The sequence below is a fragment of the Brooklawnia sp. genome (assembly GCF_049651565.1).
GTDB lineage: Bacteria > Actinomycetota > Actinomycetes > Propionibacteriales > Propionibacteriaceae > Brooklawnia.
Window position 1 is genome coordinate 1 of the sequence record NZ_JBASCI010000252.1, and the last position, 24,752, is coordinate 24,752.

Annotated in this window: 24 protein-coding genes; 15 read left to right on the forward strand and 9 right to left on the reverse strand. The window is 67.8% G+C overall.

Annotated elements, in window-relative coordinates; genetic code table 11:
- Positions 1-135 precede the first annotated feature (135 nt).
- Genes pyrE through WBL05_RS12000 form a run of 3 tightly spaced genes read left to right on the forward strand, consistent with a single transcriptional unit; the run spans position 136 to position 2,491 of the window.
- Positions 136-675: an orotate phosphoribosyltransferase gene (gene pyrE / locus WBL05_RS11990; protein ID WP_424226207.1), complete on the forward strand. Its 540-nt coding sequence runs from the start codon at positions 136-138 to the stop codon at positions 673-675.
- Entirely contained in the window at positions 672-1,337 is a 666-nt protein-coding gene (locus WBL05_RS11995) for a TrmH family RNA methyltransferase (protein WP_424226209.1), read from the forward strand. Before pyrE ends, WBL05_RS11995 begins: the two co-directional genes overlap by 4 nt.
- A complete protein-coding gene (locus WBL05_RS12000) occupies positions 1,334-2,491 on the forward strand; it encodes a MalY/PatB family protein (protein ID WP_424226211.1) in 1,158 nt (385 codons plus the stop codon). Before WBL05_RS11995 ends, WBL05_RS12000 begins: the two co-directional genes overlap by 4 nt.
- 17 nt (positions 2,492-2,508) lie before the next feature.
- On the opposite strand, the gene WBL05_RS12005 is transcribed toward WBL05_RS12000, so the two are convergent.
- Together WBL05_RS12005 and WBL05_RS12010 are read right to left on the reverse strand one after the other, a co-directional pair.
- Positions 2,509-3,168, reverse strand: a complete 660-nt coding sequence (locus tag WBL05_RS12005) for an HAD family hydrolase (RefSeq protein ID WP_424226213.1) — start codon at positions 3,166-3,168, stop codon at positions 2,509-2,511.
- Positions 3,169-3,185: 17 nt separating this feature from the next.
- Entirely contained in the window at positions 3,186-3,338 is a 153-nt protein-coding gene (locus WBL05_RS12010; RefSeq protein ID WP_424226214.1) for a hypothetical protein, read from the reverse strand.
- Positions 3,339-4,080: 742 nt separating this feature from the next.
- Between WBL05_RS12010 and WBL05_RS12015 the strand changes: the two genes are divergently transcribed.
- The 4 genes from WBL05_RS12015 (at position 4,081) to WBL05_RS12030 (ending at position 8,768) form a co-directional block, all read left to right on the forward strand.
- Positions 4,081-5,130: a D-2-hydroxyacid dehydrogenase gene (locus tag WBL05_RS12015; RefSeq protein WP_424226215.1), complete on the forward strand. Its 1,050-nt coding sequence runs from the start codon at positions 4,081-4,083 to the stop codon at positions 5,128-5,130.
- Positions 5,131-5,149: 19 nt separating this feature from the next.
- The gene (locus WBL05_RS12020; RefSeq protein ID WP_424226216.1) at positions 5,150-5,701 is read left to right on the forward strand and encodes a hypothetical protein; all 552 of its coding nucleotides are present in this window, start codon (positions 5,150-5,152) and stop codon (positions 5,699-5,701) included.
- A gap of 108 nt (positions 5,702-5,809) precedes the next feature.
- A complete protein-coding gene (gene fbaA, locus WBL05_RS12025) occupies positions 5,810-6,832 on the forward strand; it encodes a class II fructose-bisphosphate aldolase (protein ID WP_424226217.1) in 1,023 nt (340 codons plus the stop codon).
- A gap of 175 nt (positions 6,833-7,007) precedes the next feature.
- Positions 7,008-8,768: a glycoside hydrolase family 3 protein gene (locus WBL05_RS12030; RefSeq protein WP_424226219.1), complete on the forward strand. Its 1,761-nt coding sequence runs from the start codon at positions 7,008-7,010 to the stop codon at positions 8,766-8,768.
- 32 nt (positions 8,769-8,800) lie between these two features.
- Here WBL05_RS12030 and ilvD read toward each other — a convergent pair whose 3' ends face one another.
- Both ilvD and asnB read right to left on the reverse strand, forming a co-directional pair.
- A complete protein-coding gene (gene ilvD, locus WBL05_RS12035; protein WP_424226221.1) occupies positions 8,801-10,645 on the reverse strand; it encodes a dihydroxy-acid dehydratase in 1,845 nt (614 codons plus the stop codon).
- An 84-nt stretch (positions 10,646-10,729) separates the two neighbouring features.
- On the reverse strand, positions 10,730-12,640 hold the full coding sequence (gene asnB, locus WBL05_RS12040) for an asparagine synthase (glutamine-hydrolyzing) (RefSeq protein WP_424226222.1): 1,911 nt from the start codon (positions 12,638-12,640) through the stop codon (positions 10,730-10,732).
- A gap of 141 nt (positions 12,641-12,781) precedes the next feature.
- Here asnB and WBL05_RS12045 point away from each other — a divergent pair, with 141 nt between their 5' ends.
- The 5 genes from WBL05_RS12045 (at position 12,782) to sugE (ending at position 17,051) form a co-directional block, all read left to right on the forward strand.
- Positions 12,782-14,290: a methylmalonyl-CoA carboxytransferase subunit 5S gene (locus WBL05_RS12045; RefSeq protein ID WP_424226223.1), complete on the forward strand. Its 1,509-nt coding sequence runs from the start codon at positions 12,782-12,784 to the stop codon at positions 14,288-14,290.
- A 17-nt stretch (positions 14,291-14,307) separates the two neighbouring features.
- Positions 14,308-15,864, forward strand: coding sequence for an acyl-CoA carboxylase subunit beta (locus WBL05_RS12050; RefSeq protein WP_424226224.1), 1,557 nt, complete (start codon positions 14,308-14,310; stop codon positions 15,862-15,864).
- Between the two features lie 11 nt (positions 15,865-15,875).
- Positions 15,876-16,163, forward strand: coding sequence for a hypothetical protein (locus tag WBL05_RS12055; RefSeq protein ID WP_424226225.1), 288 nt, complete (start codon positions 15,876-15,878; stop codon positions 16,161-16,163).
- 37 nt (positions 16,164-16,200) lie between these two features.
- Positions 16,201-16,566: a biotin/lipoyl-containing protein gene (locus WBL05_RS12060; RefSeq protein WP_424226226.1), complete on the forward strand. Its 366-nt coding sequence runs from the start codon at positions 16,201-16,203 to the stop codon at positions 16,564-16,566.
- Positions 16,567-16,736: 170 nt separating this feature from the next.
- Complete coding sequence (gene sugE, locus WBL05_RS12065) at positions 16,737-17,051, forward strand: quaternary ammonium compound efflux SMR transporter SugE (protein WP_424226227.1); 315 nt, start codon at positions 16,737-16,739, stop codon at positions 17,049-17,051.
- 21 nt (positions 17,052-17,072) lie between these two features.
- On the opposite strand, the gene WBL05_RS12070 is transcribed toward sugE, so the two are convergent.
- Positions 17,073-17,837, reverse strand: a complete 765-nt coding sequence (locus WBL05_RS12070; protein ID WP_424226228.1) for an SDR family NAD(P)-dependent oxidoreductase — start codon at positions 17,835-17,837, stop codon at positions 17,073-17,075.
- 52 nt (positions 17,838-17,889) lie between these two features.
- On the opposite strand from WBL05_RS12070, the gene WBL05_RS12075 reads away from it, so the two are divergent.
- Complete coding sequence (locus WBL05_RS12075; protein ID WP_424226229.1) at positions 17,890-18,639, forward strand: phosphoglyceromutase; 750 nt, start codon at positions 17,890-17,892, stop codon at positions 18,637-18,639.
- A 33-nt stretch (positions 18,640-18,672) separates the two neighbouring features.
- On the opposite strand, the gene WBL05_RS12080 is transcribed toward WBL05_RS12075, so the two are convergent.
- The 4 genes from WBL05_RS12080 to phoU all read right to left on the reverse strand — a co-directional run bounded on the left by WBL05_RS12080 (position 18,673) and on the right by phoU (position 22,725).
- Positions 18,673-19,458, reverse strand: coding sequence for a hypothetical protein (locus WBL05_RS12080; RefSeq protein ID WP_424226230.1), 786 nt, complete (start codon positions 19,456-19,458; stop codon positions 18,673-18,675).
- 53 nt (positions 19,459-19,511) lie between these two features.
- Positions 19,512-19,958, reverse strand: coding sequence for a hypothetical protein (locus tag WBL05_RS12085; RefSeq protein ID WP_424226231.1), 447 nt, complete (start codon positions 19,956-19,958; stop codon positions 19,512-19,514).
- 351 nt (positions 19,959-20,309) lie between these two features.
- The gene (locus tag WBL05_RS12090; protein WP_424226232.1) at positions 20,310-21,770 is read right to left on the reverse strand and encodes a DUF222 domain-containing protein; all 1,461 of its coding nucleotides are present in this window, start codon (positions 21,768-21,770) and stop codon (positions 20,310-20,312) included.
- A 289-nt stretch (positions 21,771-22,059) separates the two neighbouring features.
- Entirely contained in the window at positions 22,060-22,725 is a 666-nt protein-coding gene (phoU, locus tag WBL05_RS12095) for a phosphate signaling complex protein PhoU (RefSeq protein WP_424226233.1), read from the reverse strand.
- Between the two features lie 162 nt (positions 22,726-22,887).
- Here phoU and WBL05_RS12100 point away from each other — a divergent pair, with 162 nt between their 5' ends.
- Both WBL05_RS12100 and WBL05_RS12105 read left to right on the forward strand, forming a co-directional pair.
- Positions 22,888-24,072 (forward strand): sensor histidine kinase, encoded by a 1,185-nt coding sequence (locus WBL05_RS12100; protein ID WP_424226234.1) that lies wholly within the window; start codon positions 22,888-22,890, stop codon positions 24,070-24,072.
- On the forward strand, positions 24,069-24,746 hold the full coding sequence (locus WBL05_RS12105; protein ID WP_424226235.1) for a winged helix-turn-helix domain-containing protein: 678 nt from the start codon (positions 24,069-24,071) through the stop codon (positions 24,744-24,746). The genes WBL05_RS12100 and WBL05_RS12105 overlap by 4 nt, the downstream gene beginning before the upstream one ends.
- Positions 24,747-24,752: the final 6 nt, after the last annotated feature.

A 24,752-nucleotide genomic window follows, 5' to 3' on the forward strand; every position in this document is an offset into this window, starting at 1 on the left:
CGGGTCGACCTCGTGTCCAGCCACGCGCTGTGACTTACCAGAGCCGCTCCGACGGCCAAAGTGATGGCGACCCGCCCGTCCCGCTCATCCCAAACTGAAACACGCCTTCTTCAGCAGTCTCCTAGACTGAGCGCCATGAACGACCGTGACGCACTGCGCGACCTGATCAACGACCTGGCGATAGTGCGCGGCCGGGTGACGCTGTCCTCGGGACGCGAGGCCGACTACTACATCGACGTACGTCGCGTCACCCTGGACGGGCAGGCCGCGCCGCTGGTCGGTCGGGTGATGAACGAACTGGTTGCCGACTGGGAGTTCTCGATGGTCGGCGGGTTGACCATGGGCGCCGACCCGGTGGCGTTGGCGATGCTGCACCAGACCGCTGCCGCCGGCGGCCGGCTGGACGCCTTCGTGGTGCGCAAGGACGCCAAGACCCACGGCCTGCACAAGCGCATCGAGGGTTCCCCGGTGGCGGGGCAGCGGGTGCTGGTGGTGGAGGACACCTCCACCACCGGCGGTTCGGCGCTGCAGGCGGTTGCCGCGCTGCGGGAGGCAGGCGCCGAGGTGGTTGGGGTGGCGGTGGTGGTCGACCGGTCGACCGGGGCCGCCGACGCGATCCAGGCCTCCGGGCTGCCCTACCGGTACGCGTTTGGAATCGACGACATCGCCCTGTGAGCGTCGAGGACACCTGCTGCGACCCCACCAATATCGACGTTGGTGTCGGGCCCCATCCGCAGCCCTGGCCGGACGACCCGCGCCTGGACCCCGAGTTGCTGGCCGGCGGTGACCGCCGCAACGTGGTGGACCGGTACCGCTACTGGCGGATGGCCGCGATCATCGCCGACCTGGACGCCCGCCGGGCCAGGCTGCGTCCGGCCCGGCTGCAGGTGGCGATCCAGAACTGGCAGCACGACTTCAACATCGGCTCGATGGTGCGCACCGCCAACGCGTTCAACGTCGACCGGGTGCACATCGTCGGCAACCGGCGCTGGAACCGGCGCGGCGCGATGGTCACCGACCGCTACCTGCACGTCTCCCACCAGCCCGATGAGCAGGCGCTGGCCGACTACTGCGCGTCCGAGCAGGTGACCCTCGTCGGGGTCGACAACCTGCACGGCTCGGTGCCGCTGGAGACCACCACGCTGCCGCAGGCATGCTGCCTGGTCTTCGGATCGGAGGGTCCCGGCCTGACCGAGGCCATGGTCGGGGTGTGCAGCGAGCTGGTCGCCATCAGCCAGTTCGGCTCCACAAGGTCGCTGAACGCCGGCGCCGCGGCCGCCATCGCGACATACCACTGGACGCTGCAACATGGCGGTGCTGCCAGACTGGAGCCGTGACTGACTTCGCTGCTCGCATGGATGCGCTCACCGTCGACGACCTGCGCCGGGCCGGGAGCCTGAAGTGGACCGCCTACCCGGACGCGATCGGTGCCTGGGTGGCCGAGATGGACTTCGGGCTGGCCCCTGCGATCGCCGAAGTGCTCGGCGACCTGGTTGCCCGGCAGCAGACCGGCTACGCCCCGCTGCGGCTGCGGTCCGACCTGAAGGCGGCCTGCGCGGACTTCCTGGCCAACCGCTACGGCTGGCAGGTGCCCGCTCGCCGGGTGCACTGGCTCCCGGACGTGCTGACCGGTCTGGCGGCGGTGATGACCCACGGGCTGCCGCCGCACTCCGGGGTCATCATGCCCACGCCGTGCTACATGCCGTTCGTTGACATGCCCCGGGCCTTCGGCCACCGGCTGGTCCAGTTGCCGATGCTGCGCGACACCGACCAGTGGCAATTCGACCTCGACGGCCTCGACCGCGAATTCACCGCCGGCGCCCGGCTGCTGGTGCTGTGCAATCCGCACAACCCGATCGGCAAGGTCTACAGCCGGACCGAACTGGAACAGGTCTGCGAGGTGGTCGAACACCACGGCGGGCTGGTGTTCAGCGACGAGATCCACGCCCCGTTGACCTATCCCGGGGCGCAGCACGTGCCGTACGCGTCCATCAACGACGTCGCCGCCGCGCACACCGTGACGGCGCTGTCGGCGTCCAAGGCGTTCAACCTGGCCGGCCTGAAGTGCGCCCAACTGGTGCTGACCCGCGACGACCACCAGCAGTTCTGGACCAGGCAGGGCCACGGCCTGCCCTACGAGGCGACCCCGATGGGCGTGGCCGCGAACATCGCCGCCTTCCGGGACAGCCACCAGTGGCTGGAAGAACTGATCGGCTACCTGGATGGCAACCGGCGGCTGGTCACCGAACTGGTCGCCGAGTTGCTGCCCGAGGTGCGGATGGTGCAGCCGGACGCCACCTACCTGGCCCTGCTCGACTGCCGCCAGCTCGGGCTGGCCAATCCGCGCAAGCACTTCCTCGCCGCCGGGGTGGCGCTGACCGACGGTGCCGACTGCGGGGACGCCGGCCGCGGTCACGTCCGGCTCAACTTCGCGATGCCGCGCCCGATCCTGCGCCGGGCGATCGAACAGATGGCCGCGTCGATCCGCTGACGGGGTGGGGATTGATCTCAGCCCAGTTCCTCGACGGCAGCCACTGTCAGTTCGTCGAGATTGTCGATGACCAGGTCGCACTCGGCGAGCAGTTCGTCCGGCGGCGGATTGAAGTGCGGCGGCACCGCAACCACCTTCATCCCGGCAGCCATTGCCGACCGGACGCCGTTGGCGGCGTCCTCGACCACGACGCACCGGCCGGGCTCGGTACCCAACAGTTCCGCGGCGCGCAGGTAGCCGTCCGGGTGCGGCTTTCCGCGCGGCACCTCCTCGGTGGAGACCCGCGCGGCCAGCAGTTCGTCCCAGCCCATCTCGGCGGCCACCGCGTCGATCAGGGTTCGTGGCGACGAGGAGCAGATCGCGATCGGCCAGCGCTGCGCCATCCGGCGCACCGCCTCGTCGGCGCCCGGCAGCAGCGGGACACCCGCGTGGTACCTGGCGACCATGCCGTCGATCGCCTGCTGCGCGACCTGCTGCCAGGTGCCCGGGATCCCTACCACTTCGACGAGGTAACTCGCCCACTCCCGGGTGCTCATGCCCATCTGGCGCCGGGTGGCGTCGTCGGGCCAGGGCCGTCCGGCGTCGGCCGCCATGCCGCGTCGCACCTCGTCCCACCAGTGCTCGGAGTCGGTCAGGGTGCCATCCATGTCGAAGATCACGGCGTCAATGGGGCTCATGGGCTTCAGGGTAGCTGCTACTGGCGGAAGTAGACCTCGGCGTTGGTGCCGCCAGAGCAGTGGACGATGTTGGCGGTCATCGGGCTGCACATCATGGAGTGGTAGTTGCCCGTGACCGGGCTGTAGACGTCGTATGTCCCCGGCCCACGCACACGGTACGTCGAAGCCACCTGGGAGGCGAAAGAGCAGCTTGTGACGTCGTTCACGGCAAGGTATGGGCCGCACAGGCTGGCGCCCGCCGGAGGCCAGACCGGCAGAGGTTGCTGCTGTGCGGGTTGCGGGGCCGGTGCCTGGGTGACTGTTGTGGTGGCTGGCGCAGGCACGGTAACGGTCGCAACTGATGCCGGTGCTGCAGGATCGGGCGCGGCAGCCTGGCTGGCGGGCGCTGGGAGAGCCTGGTCGCCTCTCGCAAGGTTCGACCACACCATGAACGCAGCCAGAAGAGCCAACACCACCCCGAGCCCCACCAAGAGCCCGACCAACGCTGCCGGCGTCCTCCTGCCCGGCTCGCCACCAGCCGGTGGCAACCTTGGATAGTTTGGGGTCGGATAGCCGGTCTGGGGGAATGCTGGATAAGGGGCCTGTGGCGACCCATATGGGCCCGACCCGGAGTGTGGATACGGCGGCTGGCTCATCTGACTCCTCTGTTGCTGAGTGCGGCCTCAGCATAGCGATAGCCGCACTGACAACGCCGTTCCGGCACGCAGCACTCGCTGATCCTGCAGATGGAGGGCTCAGCCCATCACCAAACGCAGCAACCACCGCATCCGAGAGCGTTGTCGCGTTGACGAAGCTGGCCGCTTGAACCGCCATCGCGACCATGGTTGGCCCTGGTGGTGCAGTGCCGCCTGCAACGCGCCACTGGTCGCGCGAACCTGATTGAATGGCAGCACCGCGTAGGGAGAGGACCACATGGACAAGTTGCGCGTCGTCGTCGCCAAGCCGCTTGCAGCCGAGATTGCCGAACGGATTCGTTCCGCCGAGCCGAGGATCGAGCTGGTCCTCGAACCCGACCTGCTGCCACCGATGCGCTGGCCGAGCGACCACGACGGAGATCCCGCCTTCCAGCGCACCCCCGAGCAGCAGCAGCGTTTCGACGAGCTGGTCGACAGTGCCGACGTCCTCTACGGCATTCCCGACACCAAGCCATCGGCGCTGCAGCGCACCGCGCAGGTCAACCCGAATCTCAAGTGGGTGCAGACCATGGCCGCCGGTGGCGGCGCGCAGGTCAAGGCGGCCGGGCTGACTGCCGAGCAGCTGCAGCGCATCACGTTCACCACCTCTGCCGGGGTGCACGCCGACACCCTGGCCGAGTTCGCCCTGTTCGGCGTCCTGGCCGGCGCCAAGGACCTGCCCAAGCTGCTCGACCACAAGGCCCGGCACCACTGGTCGGAGTCGCGGTGGGTGATGAAGCAGGTCGCCGACATGAAGGTGGTCGTGGTCGGCATGGGCGCCATCGGCCAGCGGTGCGCCAAGCGGTTCGCCGACCTCGGCGCCACCGTGATCGGGGTCAACCGGTCGATCAAGCCGGTGACCGACGTGGCGAAGCTGTACACCTCCGACCAGATCGTCGAGGCATCCCGCGGCGCGGACGCCCTGGTCAACGCCCTGCCCGGCGCGGTCGGCACCGAAGGACTGATCAGCCGGGAGGTGCTGGAAGCCCTCAACCCGGGCGCCATCATCACCAGCGTCGGACGCGGCATCTGCGTCGACGAGCAGGCGCTGATAGAGCTGGCCGGCAGCGGACAGGTCGGCTTCGCCGCCCTGGACGTCACCGCGGTCGAGCCGCTGCCCGAGGACAGCCCGCTGTGGGACCTGCCCAACGTGCTGATCTCACCGCACACCGCCGCCAACTCCGATATGGAGGACGACCGCATCGCCGAACTGTTCATCGCCAATGCGAAGGCGTTCCTCGACGGTGGCAAGATGCGCAATGTCGTCAACACCGAGCTCTTCTACTGACCGCACCGGGCCCCAGGTGATGACCGACCCGCCGGCCTCCGGCGGCATGATGGTCAGCTACTCCCCGGTGGCGATGGCCCAACGGGCCGCCAGGTTGCGTTCCCTGCTGTTCCGGCAATGGCTCGGCGTGGTGATCAGTGCGGTGATCAGCGTGGTGTGGTGGCTGATCTTCAAACCGGAGCCGGACTCGTTGCTGTTCTGGCTGCTGATCGCCGCCGTGGCGTGGTCGCTGGGGCGGGTGCTCACCACCATCGTGAAGCTGCGCCGGGCCCGCAAGACCACCGCCAGGGTGCCGCTCGGGCCCGCCTTCCAGATCGACAACCAGGGGCTGGTGCTGTCCACCGTGCCGGAGGGGGAGCGGGTCGACTGGTCGCAGGTCAGCCGGATACAGGGCCGCAACAAGGTCTTCAACCCCGGGCCGCGGCTGGAGTTCGCCTGGGGTCCGGACCGGGCCTGGTCGGTGCCGATCATCGTCCTGGACGCCCCGCCCGGCGTCATCGACTCGGCATTGCGGGCCTTCTCGCTGGGCCGGTTCGGGCTCGACCTCAGCAAGGTGGATGAGATCTGGTGATCCCAGACCTTGGGCTTGAGTAGGTTTTGAAACAATGATTGGGCCCGACACCCCGTGCCGATTGGTTCCTGTGGCGCGGGCCGGAGATCGAACGAGAAAGAAGCAGACATGCCAATCGCAAGCCCCGAGGTCTACCAGGAGATGTACGCGAAGGCCAAGGCGGGCGGCTACGCCTACCCGGCCATCAACATCACCTCCTCGCAGACCCTGATCGCCGCCATCCGCGGCTTCGCCGAGGCGGAGTCGGATGGCATCATCCAGGTCTCGACCGGCGGCGCCGAGTACGCGTCCGGGTCGACCATCAAGGACATGGTGACCGGTGCGGTTGCCCTCGCCGAGTTCGCCCGGGTGGTGGCCAAGAACTACCCGGTGAACATCGCCCTGCACACCGACCACTGCCAGAAGGAGAAGCTGGACAAGTACGTCAACCCGCTGATCGCGATCTCGCAGCAGCGCGTCGACCGGGGTGAGGATCCGCTGTTCAACTCGCACATGTGGGACGGCTCGGCCGTCCCGGTCGAGGAGAACCTGCTCATCGCCGAAGAACTGCTGAGCCGCACCTCCAAGGCCAAGCAGATCCTCGAGATCGAGGTCGGCGCGGTCGGCGGCGAGGAGGACGGCGTGGTCGGCGAGATCAACGAGAAGCTGTACTCCACCGTCGAGGACGGCATGCGCACCCTCGAGGTGCTCGGGCTGGGTGAGAAGGGCAAGTACATCACCGCCCTCACCTTCGGCAACGTGCACGGTGTCTACAAGCCGGGCAACGTGCGGCTGCGCCCCGAGATCCTCAAGGAGATCCAGGACGCCTGCGGCGCCAAGTACGGCGTCGACAAGCCGTTCGACCTGGTCTTCCACGGTGGCTCGGGCTCCAGCGCCCAGGAGATCGCCGACGCGGTCAGCTACGGCGTGGTCAAGATGAACATCGACACCGACACCCAGTACGCGTTCACCCGCCCGGTCGTCGATCACATGTTCCGAAACTACGACGGTGTGCTGAAGATCGACGGCGAGATCGGCAACAAGAAGCTGTACGACCCGCGCGCCTGGGGCAAGTCGGCCGAGACCGGCATGGCCACCCGCGTGGTCGAGGCCTGCCACCAGCTCGGCTCGATCGGCACCCACACCGACTGATCAGCCGCCAGCGCCCGACCCACGCGACCGCGCTGCCCGCCTGGGCAGGGCGGTCGCGCCGCGTCCGGGCAGGGGACGCCCACCGGCAACCTCGGTTGCCAATACGCCAAAGACGCCTCCCGCGAACCGGGGTTGGGGTTGGATTCAGGAATACAAACCCACTCGCTGAGGAGGCATGATGGTTGACCTGAAGGCCGCGCCATTCAACCTGGACGATGAGGCTGTCGCGTGGGTGCGCGACACCATCGCCAACATGACGGTGGAGGAGAAGATCGGTCAGCTCTTCGTGAACATGGGCTCAAGCCGTTCCGAGGAGTACCTCAAGGGGATGGTGGACGACTACCACATCGCCGCGGTGCGCTACCAGCCCGGCCCGGCGTCCGAGATCTACGACCAGAACCGGATCCTGCAGGAGAACTCCAAGATCCCGATGCTGATCGCCGCCAACACCGAGGCCGGCGGCAACGGAGCCTGCACCGACGGCACCTACGTCGGCTGGGAGGTGAAGGTCGCCGCCGCCGGTGACCAGGACGAGAAGTACGCATACGAGCTGGGCCGCATCTCCGGTGTCGAGGCCGCCGCCATCGGCTGCAACTGGAGCTTCGCACCGATCGTCGACCTCTACCGCAACTGGCGCAACCCGATCGTCTCGGTGCGCACCTGGTCGGCCGACCCCGACCAGACCATCCGGCTGTCGAAGGCGTATATGAAGGGCATCATGGAGTCCAACATCATGCCCGCCGCCAAGCACTGGCCCGGTGACGGCATCGACGAGCGCGACCAGCACCTGTCGTCCGCCCCGAACTGGTACTCGATGGAGGAGTGGGACGCCACCTTCGGCAAGGTGTACTCCGAGCTGATCGACGCCGGGCTGCCGTCCATCATGGCCGGCCACATCGCCCTGCCGAGCTACCAGACGCACTTCGACCCCGACAGCAACCCGTTCACCCCGGCAACGCTGTCGAAGGCGCTGATGACCGACCTGCTGCGCGGCAAGCTGGGCTTCAACGGCCCGGTCGTCACCGACGCCTCGCACATGGTGGCGATGACCGGCTTCGCCAAGCGTTCCGACATTCTGCCGATGGCCATCGAGGCCGGCTGCGACCTGTTCCTGTTCTTCAACGACCCCGACGAGGACTTCCAGTGGATGCTGGAGGGCTACCAGACGGGCAAGCTGTCGGAGCAACGGCTGCAGGAGGCCCTCGAGCGCACCCTCGGCCTGAAGGCCCGGCTCGGCCTGCACAAGAAGGACAGGACCGAGATCCTGCCTGCCAAGGACGAGGCGATGGCGAAGATCAGGCTGCCGGAGAACCTCAGGATCGCCGAGGAGCTCTCCGACGCCGCGGTCACCCTCGTCAAGGACAACGACTCCGGCGTGCTGCCGATCTCACCGGACAAGCACAAGCGGGTGTGGCTGATCCCGATCTCCGGGCCGAAGAACCCGATGGCGCACAGCAAGGGCCCGAAGGGGGTCGAGCTGCTGGCCGAGCTGATGCGCGAGCGGGGCTACGAGGTCGACCTGTACGAGTCGCTGACCGACAAGTCGGAGCGTATGACTGCCGAGGAGTTCGCCGAGGTGGTGCAGGGAGCGTACGCCGGCAAGGCGCCGATCTCGGCGATCACCGACAACTACGACCTGGTGATCTCGGTCGCCCAGGTGAGCGGCCTGATGCAGCCGACCGAGCGGGTCTACTGGCCGGCGTCCAAGGGCACCCCCGACATCCCGTGGTACGTCCACGAGGTGCCGACGATCTTCGTCTCGGTGGCCTGCCCCTACCACCTGGCCGACGTGCCCCAGGTGAAGACCTTCATCAACGCCTACGACGCCCAGCAGCACACCGTCGCCGCGGTGCTGGACAAGCTCGAGGGCAGGAGCGAGTTCAAGGGCACCCCGTCCACCGATGTCTTCTGTGGGCTGGCCGACACCCACCTGTGACCAGTTCACCCACCGGTGTGGCCCGGGTCGGTTCAGTCGAGCCGGCGCCGGGCCGCACCCTTGTCGGCGCTCTGCGCCAGGGACGCGAAGATCTTCAGCGCGCTGGTGACGTTGCGGTCCCGTTCGGCCGGACGCCAGCCATTCCGGTCCTGCTCGGCGCGGCGGCGGTCCAGTTCCTCGGTCGGCACCTCGAGGTTGATGCTGCGCTCAGGGATGTTGATCGAGACCATGTCGCCGTCCTCGATCAGCCCGATCGCACCCCCGGCCGCGGCCTCCGGGCTGACGTGCCCAATCGACAGGCCGGACGACCCGCCGGAGAACCGGCCGTCGGTGATCAGGGCGCACCTCGGCCCCAGCCCCACACCCTTCAGGTAGCTGGTGGGGTAGAGCATCTCCTGCATCCCGGGGCCACCCCTGGGGCCCTCGTAGCGGACCACCACCACGTCACCAGGGGTGATGCGACCACCCAGGATCGCCTCGACAGCCTCCTCCTGCGACTCGGTGACCTTGGCCGGGCCGCGGAAGACCCACTGTTCCTGGGGCACACCGGCCGTCTTCACCACGCAGCCGTCGGCGGCGATGTTGCCGCGCAGGATCGCCAGCCCGCCGTCGGAGGTGTAGGCGTGCTCGACGCTGCGGATGCAGCCCGACTCGGCGTCGGTGTCCAGCGAGTCCCACAGCGTGTGCGCCGAGAACATCTCGGTGGTGCGGACGCCGCCGGGTGCGGCGCGGAAGAGCCGCTCGGCGGCGTCCAGAGCCTTGCCGCCCCGGATGTCCCAGTCGTCCAGGAACGACTGCAGCGAGTCGTGGTGCACCGAGTGCACCCCGCCCTCGAGCAGCCCGGCCCGGTTCAGTTCGCCCAGGATCGCCGGGATGCCGCCGGCGCGGTGGACGTCCTCCATGAAGTAGTCCTTGGTGTTGGGCGCCACCTTGCAGATACACGGCACCCGGCGGCTGAGCGCGTCGATGTCGTCCTGGGTGAAGTCGACGTCCGCCTCCTGGGCAGCGGCCAGCAGGTGCAGGATGGTGTTGGTCGACCCGCCCATCGCGATGTCCATCACCATGGCGTTGGTGAAGGCAGCCCTGGTCGCGATGGACAGCGGCAGCACCGAGGCGTCGTCGCGCTCGTACCAGCGGCGCGCCAGTTCGACCACCGTCCGGCCGGCCTGCTCGAACAGGTCGCGGCGAAAAGCGTGGGTGGCCAGCGTCGTCCCGTTGCCCGGCAGAGCCAGGCCGAGCGCCTCGGTCAGGCAGTTCATCGAGTTGGCGGTGAACATACCCGAGCACGACCCGCAGGTCGGGCAGGCCGAGGCCTCCATCCGCAGCAGTTCGTCGTCGGAGACGCTGGGGTCGGCGGCCGCGGTCATCGCGTCCACCAGGTCGAGCCGGGTGGTGGACGAGCCGTCGTCCCTGGCCACCGGTCGCCCGGACTCCATCGCCCCACCGGAGACGAAGACGGTTGGGATGTTGAGCCGCAGCGCGGCCAGCAGCATGCCGGGGGTGATCTTGTCGCAGTTGCTGATGCACACCAGCGCATCGGCCTTGTGGGCGTTCACCATGTACTCCACCGAGTCCGCGATCACCTCGCGGCTCGGCAGTGAGTAGAGCATGCCGTCGTGGCCCATCGCGATCCCGTCGTCGACGGCGATGGTGTGGAACTCCCGGGCCACCCCGCCGGCGGCCTTGACCGCCTCGGCCACCACCTCACCGACGTTCCGCAGCCCGACGTGGCCGGGCACGAACTGGGTGAAGCTGTTGGCCACCGCGACGATCGGCTTGCCGAAGTCGTCGCTGCTCAGTCCGGTCGCGCGCCACAGGGCGCGGGCGCCGGCCATGTTGCGGCCATCGATCGTGGTGCGGGAACGCAGCTTGGGCATGATGAAACCTTTCTTGGTCGCAAGACAGACTAATAGCCCGTGCCGGGGGCCCGCCGATCGGTGCCCAGCCGCGGCCGGGCAGCCTCAGAGCTCGACCGGGTACTGCGGGTGCGGCACGTCGGGCACCACCCGGCCGGTGACGAAGATGTCGTGCCACAACATGAAGACCAGCAGCGACCACACCTGGCGGGAGTTGTCGGCCTCCCCGCGGCGGTGCTGGTCCAGCAGCTCCAGCGCGGCCGCCGGATCGATGAACTCGGTGGTATCGGCCTTGGTGATCAGCTCGCGAGCCCATTCGTATCCATAGTCACCGCGCAGGTAGACCCGTGTCGGCACCGGGAAGCCGAGCTTCTTGCGGTTCAGCACGTGCGCCGGAACCACCTGCTCCAGCGCCTTGCGCAGCGCCACCTTGGACTGGTTGCGGGTGATCTTGTGCTCGATCGGGATGTGCCGGGCGACCTCGAAGACCTCCTTGTCAAGGAACGGGACGCGCAACTCCAGCGAGTTCGCCATCGTCACCCGGTCGGCCTTCACCAGGATGTCGCCGCGCAGCCAGGTGAACAAGTCGATGTGCTGCATCCGGGCAACCGGGTCCCAGCCCTTCGACACCTGGTAGATCGGGTCGGTCACCTCGCGGATGGAGCTCTCCGGCTCAACGCGCAGCACCTTGGCGACCTGGTCGGGCCGGAAGTCGCGGGCGTTGCCGTAGTACCGCTCCTCCAGGTCCATCGAGCCGCGCTCCAGCAGGCTCTTGCCCCGGAAGCCGCGGGGCAGCGCCCGGCTGACCGCTGCCAGTCCGCGCCGCAGCGGGTTGGGCAGCGAGGTGATGGGACGCAGGCTGAGCGGCTCGCGGTAGATGTTGTAGCCGCCGAACAGTTCGTCGGCGCCCTCGCCCGACAGCACCACCTTGACGTGCTTGCGGGCCTCGCCGGCCACGAAGTACAGCGGCACCAGCGCCGGGTCGGCCACCGGGTCGTCCAGGTACCACACGATCAGCGGCAGGGTCTCGAACAGCTCGGTCTCGCTGACCTGGCGCACGAAGTGCTGGACGCCGATCGCCGCGGCCGACTCGGCCGCCACGTCGACCTCGGAGTAGCCCTCGCGCTCGAAGCCGGCGGTGAAGGTCAGCAGGTTCGGGTTGTACTTCTTGGCCATGGCCGCGATCGCGGTGGAGTCGATGCCGCCGGACAGGAACGAACCGACCGTCACGTCGGCGCGCATGTGCTTGGCCACCGAGTCGTCCAGCACCCGGAGGATCTCGTCGTACAACTCCTGCGCTGCGCCGGGACCCTTGACCGGGCTGGCGGCGAACCGTGGCCGGAAGTAGCGCTGTGAGGTCAACTCGCCGTCGCGGACGGTGAACGTGGTGCCGGACTCGATCCGCCGCAGGTTGGCGTCCGCCGACTCCGGTTCGGGGACGTACTGCAGCACCAGGTAGTGCTCCAGCGCCCGCTTGTCCACCTTCGCCGGCCCGGTGAACTCGCGCAGGCTCTTGGCCTCCGACGAGAAGGCGAACCCGTCGTCCAGTTGGGCGTAGTACAGCGGCTTGATGCCGAACCAGTCGCGGGCACCGAAGGCCTGCGACTCCTGGCTGTCCCAGATGACGAAGGTGAACATGCCGCGCAACTGCCGCACCCAGTCGGCGCCGTGGTAGTGGTAGCCGGCCACGATCACCTCGCCGTCGCCGGAGGTGTGGAACTCGGCGTGGTCGTCCCTGATCAGTTGTGCCCGCAGCTCGACGAAGTTGTAGATCTCGCCGTTGAACACCATCACGTAGCGTTCCGGGTTGTCGGCCGGCCCCCAGCGCAGCGGCTGCGGGGAGCCCTCGATATCGATGATGCTCAGCCGGTTGAAGCCGAGAGCGACCCGGTAGTCGTGCCAGACGTCGGTGTCATCGGGTCCGCGGTGCCGGGCGCACAGCATGCCGTCGGCCACCTGACGGGCGCGGGCGTCGTCCAGGTGCTTGCTCGAAATGAAGGCTGTAAAGCCACACATTGCATTCCCATCGTCATTCGCCGAGCCTTGTCCACTCGCCAAGACACTATCTTCCGCGCTGAACGCCACGTCAGCAAAGCTGCACACTGGCAACTGGCACCCAGTGGGGCAGTCATCTGCGGCACATGGCAGTATTGCCCCATGAGTCCGCGACAAATTGAGGTCTCCGAACCCCGCGAAGTTGGCATCACCGAACTTGTGCTCCGGGACGGTCATCAGAGCCTGATGGCAACCCGGATGGCCATGGAGGACATGGTCGAGGCGTGCGCCGATATCGACGCCGCCGGCTACTGGTCGGTCGAGTGCTGGGGCGGAGCAACTTACGACAGCTGTATCCGATTCCTCAACGAAGACCCGTGGGTGCGCCTGCGGACCTTCCGCGAGCTGCTCCCGAACTCGCGTCTGCAGATGCTGCTGCGCGGCCAGAACCTGCTTGGTTACCGCCATTACAACGACGAGGTCGTTGACCGGTTCGTGGAGAAGTCTGCCGAGAACGGCATGGACGTCTTCCGGGTCTTCGATGCGATGAACGACCCGCGCAACATGGCCCACGCGATGGCTGCTGTGAAGAAGACCGGCAAGCACGCGCAGGGCACCATCTGCTACACCATCTCGCCGGTGCACAACACCGAGGGCTACGTGAAGCTCGCCGGGCAGCTGCTCGACATGGGCGCCGATTCGATCGCGCTCAAGGACATGGCGGCCCTGCTCAAGCCGCAGCCGGCGTACGACATCGTCAAGGGCATCAAGGAAGCCTACGGTGACGTGCAGGTCAACGTGCACTGCCACTCCACCACTGGTGTCACCCAGGTCTCGCTGATGAAGGCGATCGAGGCCGGCGCCGACGTGGTGGACGCCTCGGTGTCTTCGATGTCGCTCGGCCCCGGCCACAACCCGACCGAATCCGTTGTCGAGATGCTCGAGGGCACCGGTTACACCACCTCGGTCGACATCGACCGCGTCCTCAAGGTGCGCGACCACTTCCGCAAGATCCGGCCGAAGTACGCCGAGTTCGAGTCGAAGACCCTGGTCGACACCAACATCTTCAAGTCCCAGATCCCCGGGGGCATGCTCAGCAACATGGAGTCCCAGTTGCGTGCGCAGGGCGCCGAGGCCCGGATCGACGAAGTGATGCGGATGGTTCCGGTCTGCCGCAAGGACGCCGGCTACCCGCCGCTGGTCACCCCGTCGTCCCAGATCGTCGGCACCCAGGCCGTCTTCAACGTCCTGATGGGCGAGTACAAGGTGATGACCGGCGAGTTCGCCGACATGATGCTGGGCTACTACGGCGAGTCGCCGGCCGAACGTAACCCCGAGGTCATCGAGAAGGCTGCCGCGCAGGCCAAGAAGGAGCCGATCACCCAGCGTCCGGCCGACCTGCTCGAGCCCGAGTGGGAGCAGCTGGTGGAGCAGGCCTCAGCGCTGCCCGGCTACGACGGCACCGAGGAGGATGTGCTCACCTACGCGATGTTCCCCGGCGTGGCACCGACCTTCTTCTCGACTCGCGACCAGGGCCCCAAGTCGGTCGCCCGCACCGAGGCCCAGATGAGGGCAGCCGCCGAAGGCCAGGCCAACGCGCTGGCCGGCCCGATCAGCTACAACATCACCATCAACGGCAACAGCCACAGCGTTGCTGTCGAGCCCGCCTGAGGGGGATGCACCAGATAATGGCCAAACAACACACCATGGAAGAGCGCCTCGCCCACCTCAATGAGGAGCGCGCGCGCATCCAGGCTGGTGGTGGCAAGGCGCGCATTGAGAAGCAGCACGAGAAGGGGAAGATGACCGCGCGCGAGCGCATAGTCGCCTTCACCGACCCGGGCTCCTTCATAGAGACCGGTGCCTTTCGGAAGAACCGCACCACCGCGTTCGGGATGGACAAGGCGGATATGCCCGCCGACGGCGTGGTCACCGGCCATGCGTCGGTGATGGGCCGCCCGGTCTACATCGCCAGCCAGGACTTCACCGTCGTGGGCGGCTCCGCCGGCGAAACCCACAACATCAAGGTCACCGAGACGATGGAGAGCGCGCTGATGAACGGCGCTCCCTTCATCTTCATCAACGACTCCGGTGGCGCCCGGGTGCAGGAGGGCATCGACTCACTGTCCGGCTACGGCAAGGTCTTCTTCGCCAACGTGAAGTTGTCCGGCGTCGTGCCGCAGATCTCGATCATCGCCGGCCCCTGCGCCGGTGGTGCGGTGTACAGCCCGGCGCTGACCGACTTCATCATCCAGACCCGCAAGGCCCACATGTTCATCACCGGGCCCGACGTCATCAAGCAGGTCACCGGTGAGGTCGTCACGCAGGACGAACTGGGCGGCGCGGATGCGCACCAGCAGATCTCGGGTGTCACCGACTTCGTCGCCGACACCGACGAGCAGGCGATGCTGATCGCGCAGAAGGTGCTGAGCTTCCTGCCGCAGAACAACGCCGAGGAACCGCCGGTACTGTTCCCGGACGACGACGTCGAGCTCAACCCCAAGCTGCGCGAGATCGTGCCGCTGGAGGGCAACAAGGGCTACGACGTACGCGACGTCATCGCCGAACTTGTCGACCACCAGGACTTCCTGGAGGTCAAGGCCGGCTACGCGCTGAACATGGTCACCGGTTTCGGCCGCATCAACGGCCGCTCGGTCGGCTTCATCGCCAACCAGCCGAAGGCGATGTCGGGTGTGCTCGACATCAACGCCTCCGACAAGGCTGCCCGGTTCATCCGGATCTGCGATGCCTACAACATCCCGGTGATCAACCTGGTCGACGTGCCCGGCTTCCTGCCCGGCGTCGCCCAGGAGCACGGCGGCATCATCCGGCACGGCGCGAAGATGCTGTTCGCCTACTCGGCGGCCACCGTCCCGAAGATCACGGTGGTGCTGCGCAAGGCCTACGGCGGTTCGTACCTGGCGATGTGCTCCAAGGAGCTCGGGGCCGACAAGGTGTTCGCCTGGCCCAGCGCCGAGATCGCGGTGATGGGTGCCGAGGGCGCCGCGGCGGTGGTCTTCCGCAAGGAGATCGCCGGAGCAGACGACCCGGAGGCCAAGCGTGCCGAGGTCGTCGAGGCCTACCGCGAGAGGTTCGCCACGCCGTTCGCCTCCGCGGCCCACGGCTACGTGGACGACATCATCGATCCGGCCGACACCCGTCGCCAGATCGCGGTCGCCCTGGCCCTGTCGGCGAACAAGCGGCAGCAGCGTCCGCCCAAGAAGCACGGCGTTTTCCCGGTCTAGGAGGAGGACAAATGAGCAACGAGAAGCAGGACCCGAGCGCAGCCGAACTGGCCGGCCTGGTCGAGAAACTGCAGCAGCGAATCGAGCAGCTCGAAGCCCAGGTCGCCGGCCTGGTGTCCAGCCGTGCGATCCCCGAGGAAGACCTGCTCGCGATCGCCGCGGCAGCCGCCGCCTACATGGGCTACAAGGGCAGGGTCAAGGCCGTCAGCTACGCAAGCAGGACGGGTTGGAGCGCCGCCAGCCGCAAGGCGCGGACCACCAACCTGTCGCGCGGCACGATGCCCGCCCCAATGCACTGACCGGTGCCGAGTTGATGAACTGAAAGAGGAATGACAGATGCGTCTCAAGATGACCGTCAACGGCACCGAGTACGTCGTTGACATCGAAGCCGAGCCGGAGGTGCGCGCTGTGCCCGCACCGATCGTCATCGGCGGCAGCGCCGGCGCGGCGACCACCAGGACCACCGCCTCGGTGCCCGGTGCCGCCGCCAACGCGATCACCGCGCCATTGGCCGGATCCGTGGCCCGGATCCTGGTCAAGGAGGGCGACCAGGTCGAGGCCGGCCAGGTGGTGCTGGTGCTCGAGGCCATGAAGATGGAGACCGAGATCACCGCGCCGAAGGCCGGCACGGTCGAAGCCATCCTGGTCGAGCCGCGCGAGGCGGTGCAGGGCGGGCAGGCCCTGATCACCCTGGCGGAGTGACCAAGGCCAAGTACCTAGCGGACTGAAGGACGCCGGTCAACCTCGGTTGGCCGGCGTTCGTCCGCCCGGATATGATTGGTTGAGGCGTCCACCATCATCGGTGGTTCGTCGCGGACGAGTGGCCCGCCGTACCCGCCCAAGCACGACGGTCGAGGCGAGGAGATTGCCTCATGGCGTGGTTCGTTCTTGTGCTGTCCGGCTTGATGGAGACCGTGTGGGCCACCTCGCTGGCGCAAACCGATGGCTTCCGCAGGCCCGTCCCGACCGCCGTCTTCCTGGTCGCGCTGGTGCTGTCGATGGCCGGTCTGGCGTTCGCGTTGCGCGAGCTGCCGGTCGGCACCGCCTACGCGGTGTGGACCGGAATCGGGGCGGTCGGCACCGCCATCTTCGGCATGGTGGCGCTGGGGGAGCCGGTGACGGTTGCCCGGATCGTCTGCCTGGGGCTGATCGTCAGCGGCATCGTCGGGCTGAAGGTGCTGCACTGACCTGCAGGCCCTGACCGGGGTTCAGCCCGAGCGGGCGACCTTCCAGTTGGACGCCTGGGCACGCGGACGGATGACCAGCCGGTCAATGTTGACGTGCTCGGGCAGGACTGCGATCCAGCGCACCGCCTCGGCGATGTCCTCGGCCACCAGCGGCGCGTCCACCCCGGAGTAGACGGCGTCCGCCTTGGTCTGGTCGCCGCCGAACCGCACCAGGGAGAACTCCTCGGTGTGCACCATGCCGGGGCTGACCTCGCAGACCCGGACCGGGCGGCCGGCCAATTCCAGTCGCATCGATCCGGCCATGTAGCGCTCGGCGACCTTGACCCCGCAGTAACCACCGCCGCCCTCATAGGCGGTCTCGGCGGCGGTGGAGGTGATGAAGATCACCGCGCCGTGGGCGGCCTCGATCGCCGGCAGCAGCGCCTGGGTGACGCGCAGGGTGCCGGAGACGTTGATCTGGTACATCCGCTCCCAGTCGGCTACGTCGGCGGTCTCGATCGGGTCCTGGCCGAGGGCGCCGCCGGCGTTGTTCAGCAGCACGTCGCAGCGTCCACCGACTGCCTGAGCGAGGGCGTCCACCTGCGCCTGGTCGGTGATGTCGCACTCGACGGCCACTCCGTCGATCTCCTCGGCGAGTGCGGTGAGCCGGTCGAGTCGCCGGGCTGCGCAGAAAACCTTGAACCCCTCACCGGCCAGGGCGCGTGCGCTGGCGGCGCCGATTCCGCTGGAGGCACCGGTCACCACTGCTGTCGGACGATTGTCTGGGCTGGGCTGTTGATCGGTCATGCCTCATCCTTCCATGGGCGGTGGGGCAGGCCTGCGTCGGTAGGATGACGTCATGACCTACAAGCTCATTCTGCTCCGCCATGGCGAGAGCGACTGGAACTCCAAGAACCTGTTCACCGGTTGGGTGGACGTCGACCTCAACGAGAAGGGCAAGGGGGAGGCCAAGCGGGGCGGCGAGCTGCTGGCCGAGCAAGACCTGCTGCCCGACAAGTTGCACACCTCGCTGCTGCGCCGCGCGATCAACACCGCCAACATCGCCCTCGACGTGTGCGACCGGCACTGGATTCCGGTGCAGCGGTCGTGGCGGCTCAACGAGCGTCACTACGGCGGCCTGCAGGGCCTCGACAAGGCCGAGACGTTGGAGAAGTACGGCAATGAGCAGTTCATGGCCTGGCGCCGCAGCTACGACGTACGGCCGCCCGTTTTGGAGAAGGACGCCGAGTACTCGCAGTGGAATGACCCGCGCTACGCCGACATCCCGGAGGATGAGCGTCCGCAGACCGAGTGCCTCAAGGACGTGGTGGCCAGGATGCTGCCGTACTGGGAATCGGACATCAAGCCCGACCTTGCGACCGGAAAGACGATCCTGATCGCCGCGCACGGCAACTCACTGCGTGCGCTGGTCAAGCACCTCGACGAGATCTCGGACGCCGACATCGCCGGACTCAACATCCCCACCGGCATCCCGCTGTACTACGAACTGAACGACAACTTCGCTCCGGTTACCCGGGGCGGCCGCTACCTCGATCCCGAGGCTGCCGAGGCCGGCCAGAAGGCTGTGGCAGCGCAGGGCAAGAAGTAGTCACCGAGAGATCAGGCCGGGCAGGCCGACACGTCAGCCGACCACCACGGCCCGGAATTCGCGGATGGGTACCTGGATGGTGGCGGTGGAGTTGAGTGGCAGTGCCCCGGTTTGGCCGAGGGCCTGCCAGTTGACGGCCCAGCCTGCGGTGGCGGTGATGGTGTAGTCGCCTTTTCGGAGGTAGGTGTGGCCGCAGTCCGGGGACGGGGTGAGCGGGTCCATCGTGGCTGGCCGGGGACGCATCAGGTGGCAGACGCTGGTGGTGCCGTCACCCCAGTCGAAGGTAACGCTGCCGCGGTTGGCCTGCAGCTGGATGTCGATGCCTTGTTGGCTGATCGAGGTGGTGATGGGTCCGGGGTCTTCGGTCCATGCCCAGATCGGTAGTCCGACGGCCAGTTGGTTCCATTTGTTGTCGGATGGGTGTGGGCTGATCGAGATCTGGGGTGCCGGGACGGTGAGTTGGGCGACGGCTTGGGCGGCGAGCAGGGCTGGGTCTGTGGCGGCGGGGCTGTCGGGGAGGTCGGGTGTCGTGGCGTCGTGGCAGACCTGGACGGTTCCGGCGTCGACGCTGGACAGTCCTTGGTTGGGGGTCCAGCACAGCTGCTGGTCGCCGGTGGCTGGGTCGGTCGCCAGGTTGTACTTGGCCCACGGATCGTGGCCGGTGCCGGCCTGGTCGGGTGCGGCTTGGTCGCCGGCTGGCTGGGCCCGACCACCCGAGGCGCCCTGGGTGCTGGCCTGAACCCGGGCTTGCCCTCCAGAACTGCTCGTGTACACACCTCCGCCGGCGTCCTCCCAGCCCGAGCCTGCGGCAGCCGCCACGGCGCAAGTGCCGATAGTCAGGACGGGCACCCAGAGAGCGACTACAACAGCCTTTACTCGAAGGGGCATTGCTCAATCTCCTCGCCCAAGGTGCTTGTGAAGAGCCTCAGACGACCGTCCACGTGCTTGAAGAAGTAGCTCTTCAGCACTGCTTCTGGCGGCGCCACCACGATCCCCTGTGCATCGATTGAACCTGTCTTGAAGAGGCATGCCTGAAGGGCGAACTCCGAGCCATCCATCTGTCTGCCAGGCTGAGGCCGGGTGATGAACACTGCAGACTTGCCCTCCGGCTGTTTCCAGCCCAAGCGCTGGTACTCAGCCACACCGGCCTGGCTCCAAGCCAGGTAGGGGTCGGCCAGCAGGTCGTGCAGCTCTGCAGGGTAGCTGCCGCGCCCTTCCCGCATTGCCTGCTCCTCCAGTTCGGTTGCGCGGCGCACCACCCGCTCGGCTTCGGCGTAGAGGGCCTCCATGTCCGGGGTGGGGCTCTGGGACTGGGTCACTGCCGGGGGTGTGGTCGGGGTTGGCGATGGTGTGGGTTCGGCGGCGCCGCCTTGGGAGCAGCTGGCCAGCCCTGCAGCCAGGGCCAACCCGATGAGTGGGGTCCATAGACGACGCATCTTCACGTCGACCTCCGGGGTGTAGAGGGTTCGTTTGCCACCGCAGATCATGCCACCCCGGACGTCCAGCGATTCCACCGGTCCGCCGTTCCTGTGGATAACCGTGCGCGGTCGATGCTCGTGGTAGATGCTTCTTGTCGCGGGCTGTCGGGCACCGCGAAGCGCCGGGCTGGAAGGGCAGATCGGCTGCCCGCCAGATCCGGGCATTCCCGCGCCTGGGGCGCGAACCAGCGGTCAGCCGGCTTCGTCCAGTCGTTCGGGTTCGTCCGGGAGCTCGGCTTGCGCGGCCGGGTCAGTCTCCACAGGCGGTTGACACTCGGCTGCGGCCGACTCGGCCTCATCGTCCGCCCCGGCCTCCGGCCCTGCCTCGGCTTGTGCTTCTGCTTCGGGGACTTGGATGCGGGTGGTGCCGTCTGCGGTGACCAGGTACTCGTACCCGGCTGGGGAGGTCCAGTGGAACACCCCCGGCTCGGGCTGCTCGAGCTGCCAGCCGCCGAAGGTCTTCGCGCGGTGGGTGAACCTGGATAGCGGCCCCAGGTTCCCCAGATGGGTCTGGCCCTCGACTCCCGGTGTGTAGGGGATGGTGTGGTCCAGGTCGCAGTTGGCGGACGAGCGGGTGCCGTAGGGGAAGACGTCGACCGGGTTGCGTTGTTCGACGGCGAACCGCATCACACCCGTCGGGTGGTGGGCATCAACGGGGTTGATGGTGGCCGGGTCGATGATCGGCCGCACGATCACCTTGCTACCGGCGAGGAACCGCGGCAGCTGCTCGGTGAGCAGCGGACCCCACTTGTCGACGTGCGCCACACCCGTGCCGGCCTGACCTGCGTTGGCCTGCCCATTGGGATTGATGGCGGGGTCATGGGCCGCGATGTGGACGACCAGGGTGTGGGTGGGCAGCGTGCTCTGCCCGAACGCGGTGCGGGCCAGGATGCCGACGGCGGTGGCGCGGCGGGCGTCCAGGTCGCTGCCACCGGCAGCGGTGGGGTCGTTGGGCAGGCTGTTGGCGATCTGGTTGATCGCGTTGTCGAAGTCGATCCCGTCGGCGGCGTCGAGCAGTCCCCAGATCGCCACATGCCCGTCGTTGATCGGGGACAGGCGCAGGTGGCGGTCCTTGGCAGCCGCCGCGACCCGCGCGCTTGCGGCCTCGGGGTCGGCCTCGATGATCCAGGCCGGCAGCGCCCGGATGACTCGCGGCCACGGCCACGCCGGCAACGCGTCAGCCAGTTGCTTGTCCACCCGGGCGGCCGCGTCCGCGGAGAGTTGGGCGGCGGCCTGGCAGACCTTCAACGCCTGCCACACCTGCACCTGCCCGGCCAGCACCGTGTCCCACAATTTGGGTAGCCGGTGCCGCAGGTCGAGGGCGTCACCGATCCGGCCCATCGCCGACTGCGGGGAGACACCGAGTAGTGGGCCGATCTCGGTGGCCAGGAACTCACCCACCAGCGGTGTGCCGTCATGGCCGGGCTGCACCAGCCGTTCCATGCCGTCCAGCACGGCTTCCTGATCGACCTGATAGAGGTCGGCGGCGTGCACGACGGCCACCAGTTCGCTGACCTCGGCGGCCAACCGTTGCTGGTGGGCGTGGTCCAGGGCGGCGAACGCGGCCCGGACGTCGCCGGGTGGCGGCGGCTCGAAGACCTGTTTCTCCGGGGCGGGTGGGCCTTCTTCGTCTGGTGCCGGTGAATCGCTCATGGGACAAGTCAACCGGGCAGGACTGACAAAAATCGGCCGCAGAGCATCCTTTTGCGAATATATGTTCCTATATTTTCCCACTCCTTGGCCGACCGGGAGGACGAGGATGTGGGCCATAGGTCAGGTAGTAGCGGGCGCGAGCAGGTAGGCGACCCGCCACGCTACTGGTGCCCGCCGGGATGGCGACCCAACCCGACCAGCACAGGCGGTCTCCGGGTTCGATTGTGTGCCCGACCCGGAAGCCGGACCTGAGCCGGACGCCGGAACCGACCCTTCCCGCACGGGCGGCCTAGGTCGAGGGCCAGTTCTCACCCTCGGGCAGGTCACCGGTGATCACGTAGATGATTCGGCGACCCATGCTGACCGCGTGGTCGGCGATGCGCTCGTAGTAGCGTCCGAGCAGCGCCACGTCGACCGCGGCCTCGACGCCGAACTGCCAGTTGTCGCCGAGGATCACCCGGAACTGGTCACTGCGGAGCTCGTCCATCTCCTCGTCCTGCTCGGCCAGCTTGGAGGCCTCCTCCAGGTTGCGCTCGGCCAGCACGCGTCCGACGTTGCCGATCATCTCCTGCGCAACGGTCGACATCCGGGCGAAGTTCCCGGCGAGCGGCTCGGGCAGCGCGTGGTCGGGGTAGCGCAGCCGGGCGATCTTCGCGACGTGCGCGGCGAGGTCGCCCATCCGTCCCAGCGCGGCCACCATCTGGATCACCGCTACCAGGGTGCGCAGCTCACCGGCCACCGGTGCCTGCCTGGCCAGGATGGTGAACGCGCGATGCTCCAACTCGTCGTGCATCGCATCGATCCTGGTGTCGCCGCTGATCACCCGCTCCGCCACCGCCAGGTCTGCCTCCAGCAGCGCGCGGGTGGCGTCCCGCACCGCGATCTGGATGCTGTCGGACATCACGACGAGTTCATTGACGACGCTGTCGAGGTCATTCTGATAGATCTTGCGCACCGCTCTCCTCCTTGCCTACTGCGCTGATTCTAGGGACCAGCCCGGCACACCATCGCCCGGGTCGGCGACCACCAGCCGACATCCCGGCAAACCCGCGGTTAACTCCGCCACGGCTGCTGGGACCGCCGGGCAGCCGCCGACAAGGCCCCTATCATCGACGATGTGGAGGTCGTGCTCGCAGCGCTGCTGGGTCTGATCCTCGGCCTGGCCTATGCGCCAGTGCTGGGTTGGCTACGGCGTCGCGCCAGGGTCGACCCCGCCAGCCTCGCCGAGCAGCCCCCGACCATGACCGAGCAACTGGAGCAGGCCGTCGACCTGCTGCGTTCAGCAGCCTTCGTGGCCGGCCCCTATGACGAGGTCCTGCACTCCAACCCGCAGGCCCGCACGCTGGGCCTGGTCCGCTCGAACCGGGTCGCCCTTGACGAACTGCTGGAGCTGGTTCGCCAGGCCCGCCACCAGCAGCGGGTAGTGAGCACGCTGCTCAGGTTGCGCCGCGAACCGGGTACGCCGGTGATGGAGTTGGCCGTCCGGATCAGCGGCATGGCCGGCGGACTGGTGCTGGTGATCGCGGACGACCGCAGCGCCCAGGTCCGCACCGACGAGATCAAGCGCGATTTCGTCGCCAACGTCAGCCACGAGCTGAAGACGCCGGTCGGTGCCATCCGGGTGCTGGCCGAAGCGGTCGAGCAGGCAGCCGACGATCCACCGGCGGTGCAACGGTTCGCCGACCGGATGATCCACGAGTCCGAGCGGCTCAGCGAACTGGTCCAGCAGATCATCGAACTGTCCCGGCTGCAGTCCGACGACCCGCTGCTGACCCCGTCCGAGGTGTCGGTGGACGACGTGGTCGCCGCTGCCGCAGCGCAGTGCGGCGAGCTGGCGGCGTCCCACTCGGTGACCCTGACGACATCGGGGACGCCCGGTCTGCGGGTGCTCGGCAGCGAGGCGCAGCTCACCAGCGCGCTGGTGAACCTGATCACCAACGCCATCAGCTACTCCGACTCCGGCGCCCGGGTGGCAGTCAGCGTCCGGCTGGCCCAGGACTCCGACGACGACTTCGTCGAGATCAGCGTCGCCGACAACGGCATCGGCATTCGCGCCGACGAACTCGAACGGATCTTCGAACGCTTCTACCGGGTCGACTACGCCCGCAGCCGCGCCAAGGGTGGGACCGGTCTGGGGCTGTCGATCGTCAAACACATCCTCGCCGCGCACGGCGGCACCGTCAACGTCTGGAGCCGGGTCGGGCAGGGGTCCACGTTCACGCTGCGCCTGCGGGCCCACGACGAAGCCATCCCGGCGCCGACCGCGACGGACGCCCAACCAGCACAGGAGGTCAAGCGATGACGAGAATCCTGATCATCGAGGACGAGCAGTCCTACCGGGATGCCACCGCGTTCATGCTGCAACGCGAGGGCTTCGACGTCTCGCAGGCCGAGGACGGCGCGTCCGGGCTCGCCGAGTTCGAGCGCAACGGTGCCGACCTGGTGCTGCTCGACCTGATGATGCCCGGCATGCCGGGCACCGAGGTGTGCCGCCCGCTGCGGATCCGCAGCAACCTGCCAGTGATCATCGTCCCCGCCCGCGACTCCGAGATCGACAAGGTCGTCGGTCTCGAGATCGGGGCGGACGACTACGTCACCAAGCCCTTCAGCCACCGGGAACTGGTGGCCCGCATTCGTGCGGTGCTGCGACGGGGTCAGGACGCCGAACTGCTGCCCGAGGTGATTGAGGCCGGCGACGTGCGGATGGACGTCGAGCGGCATGAGGTGTGGGTGCGCGGCGAAGCGGTGAAGCTGGCCCTGAAGGAGTTCGAGCTGCTCGAGGTCCTGCTGCGCAACGCCGGCCGGGTGATGACCCGCGGTCAGCTGATCGACCGCATCTGGGGCGCCGACTACGTGGGCGACACCAAGACCCTCGACGTGCACGTCAAGCGGCTGCGCTCGAAGATCGAGGCCGACCCGGCCCACCCCGTCCAGCTGGTGACGGTGCGGGGGCTCGGCTACAAGTACGAGGGCTGACCCGCC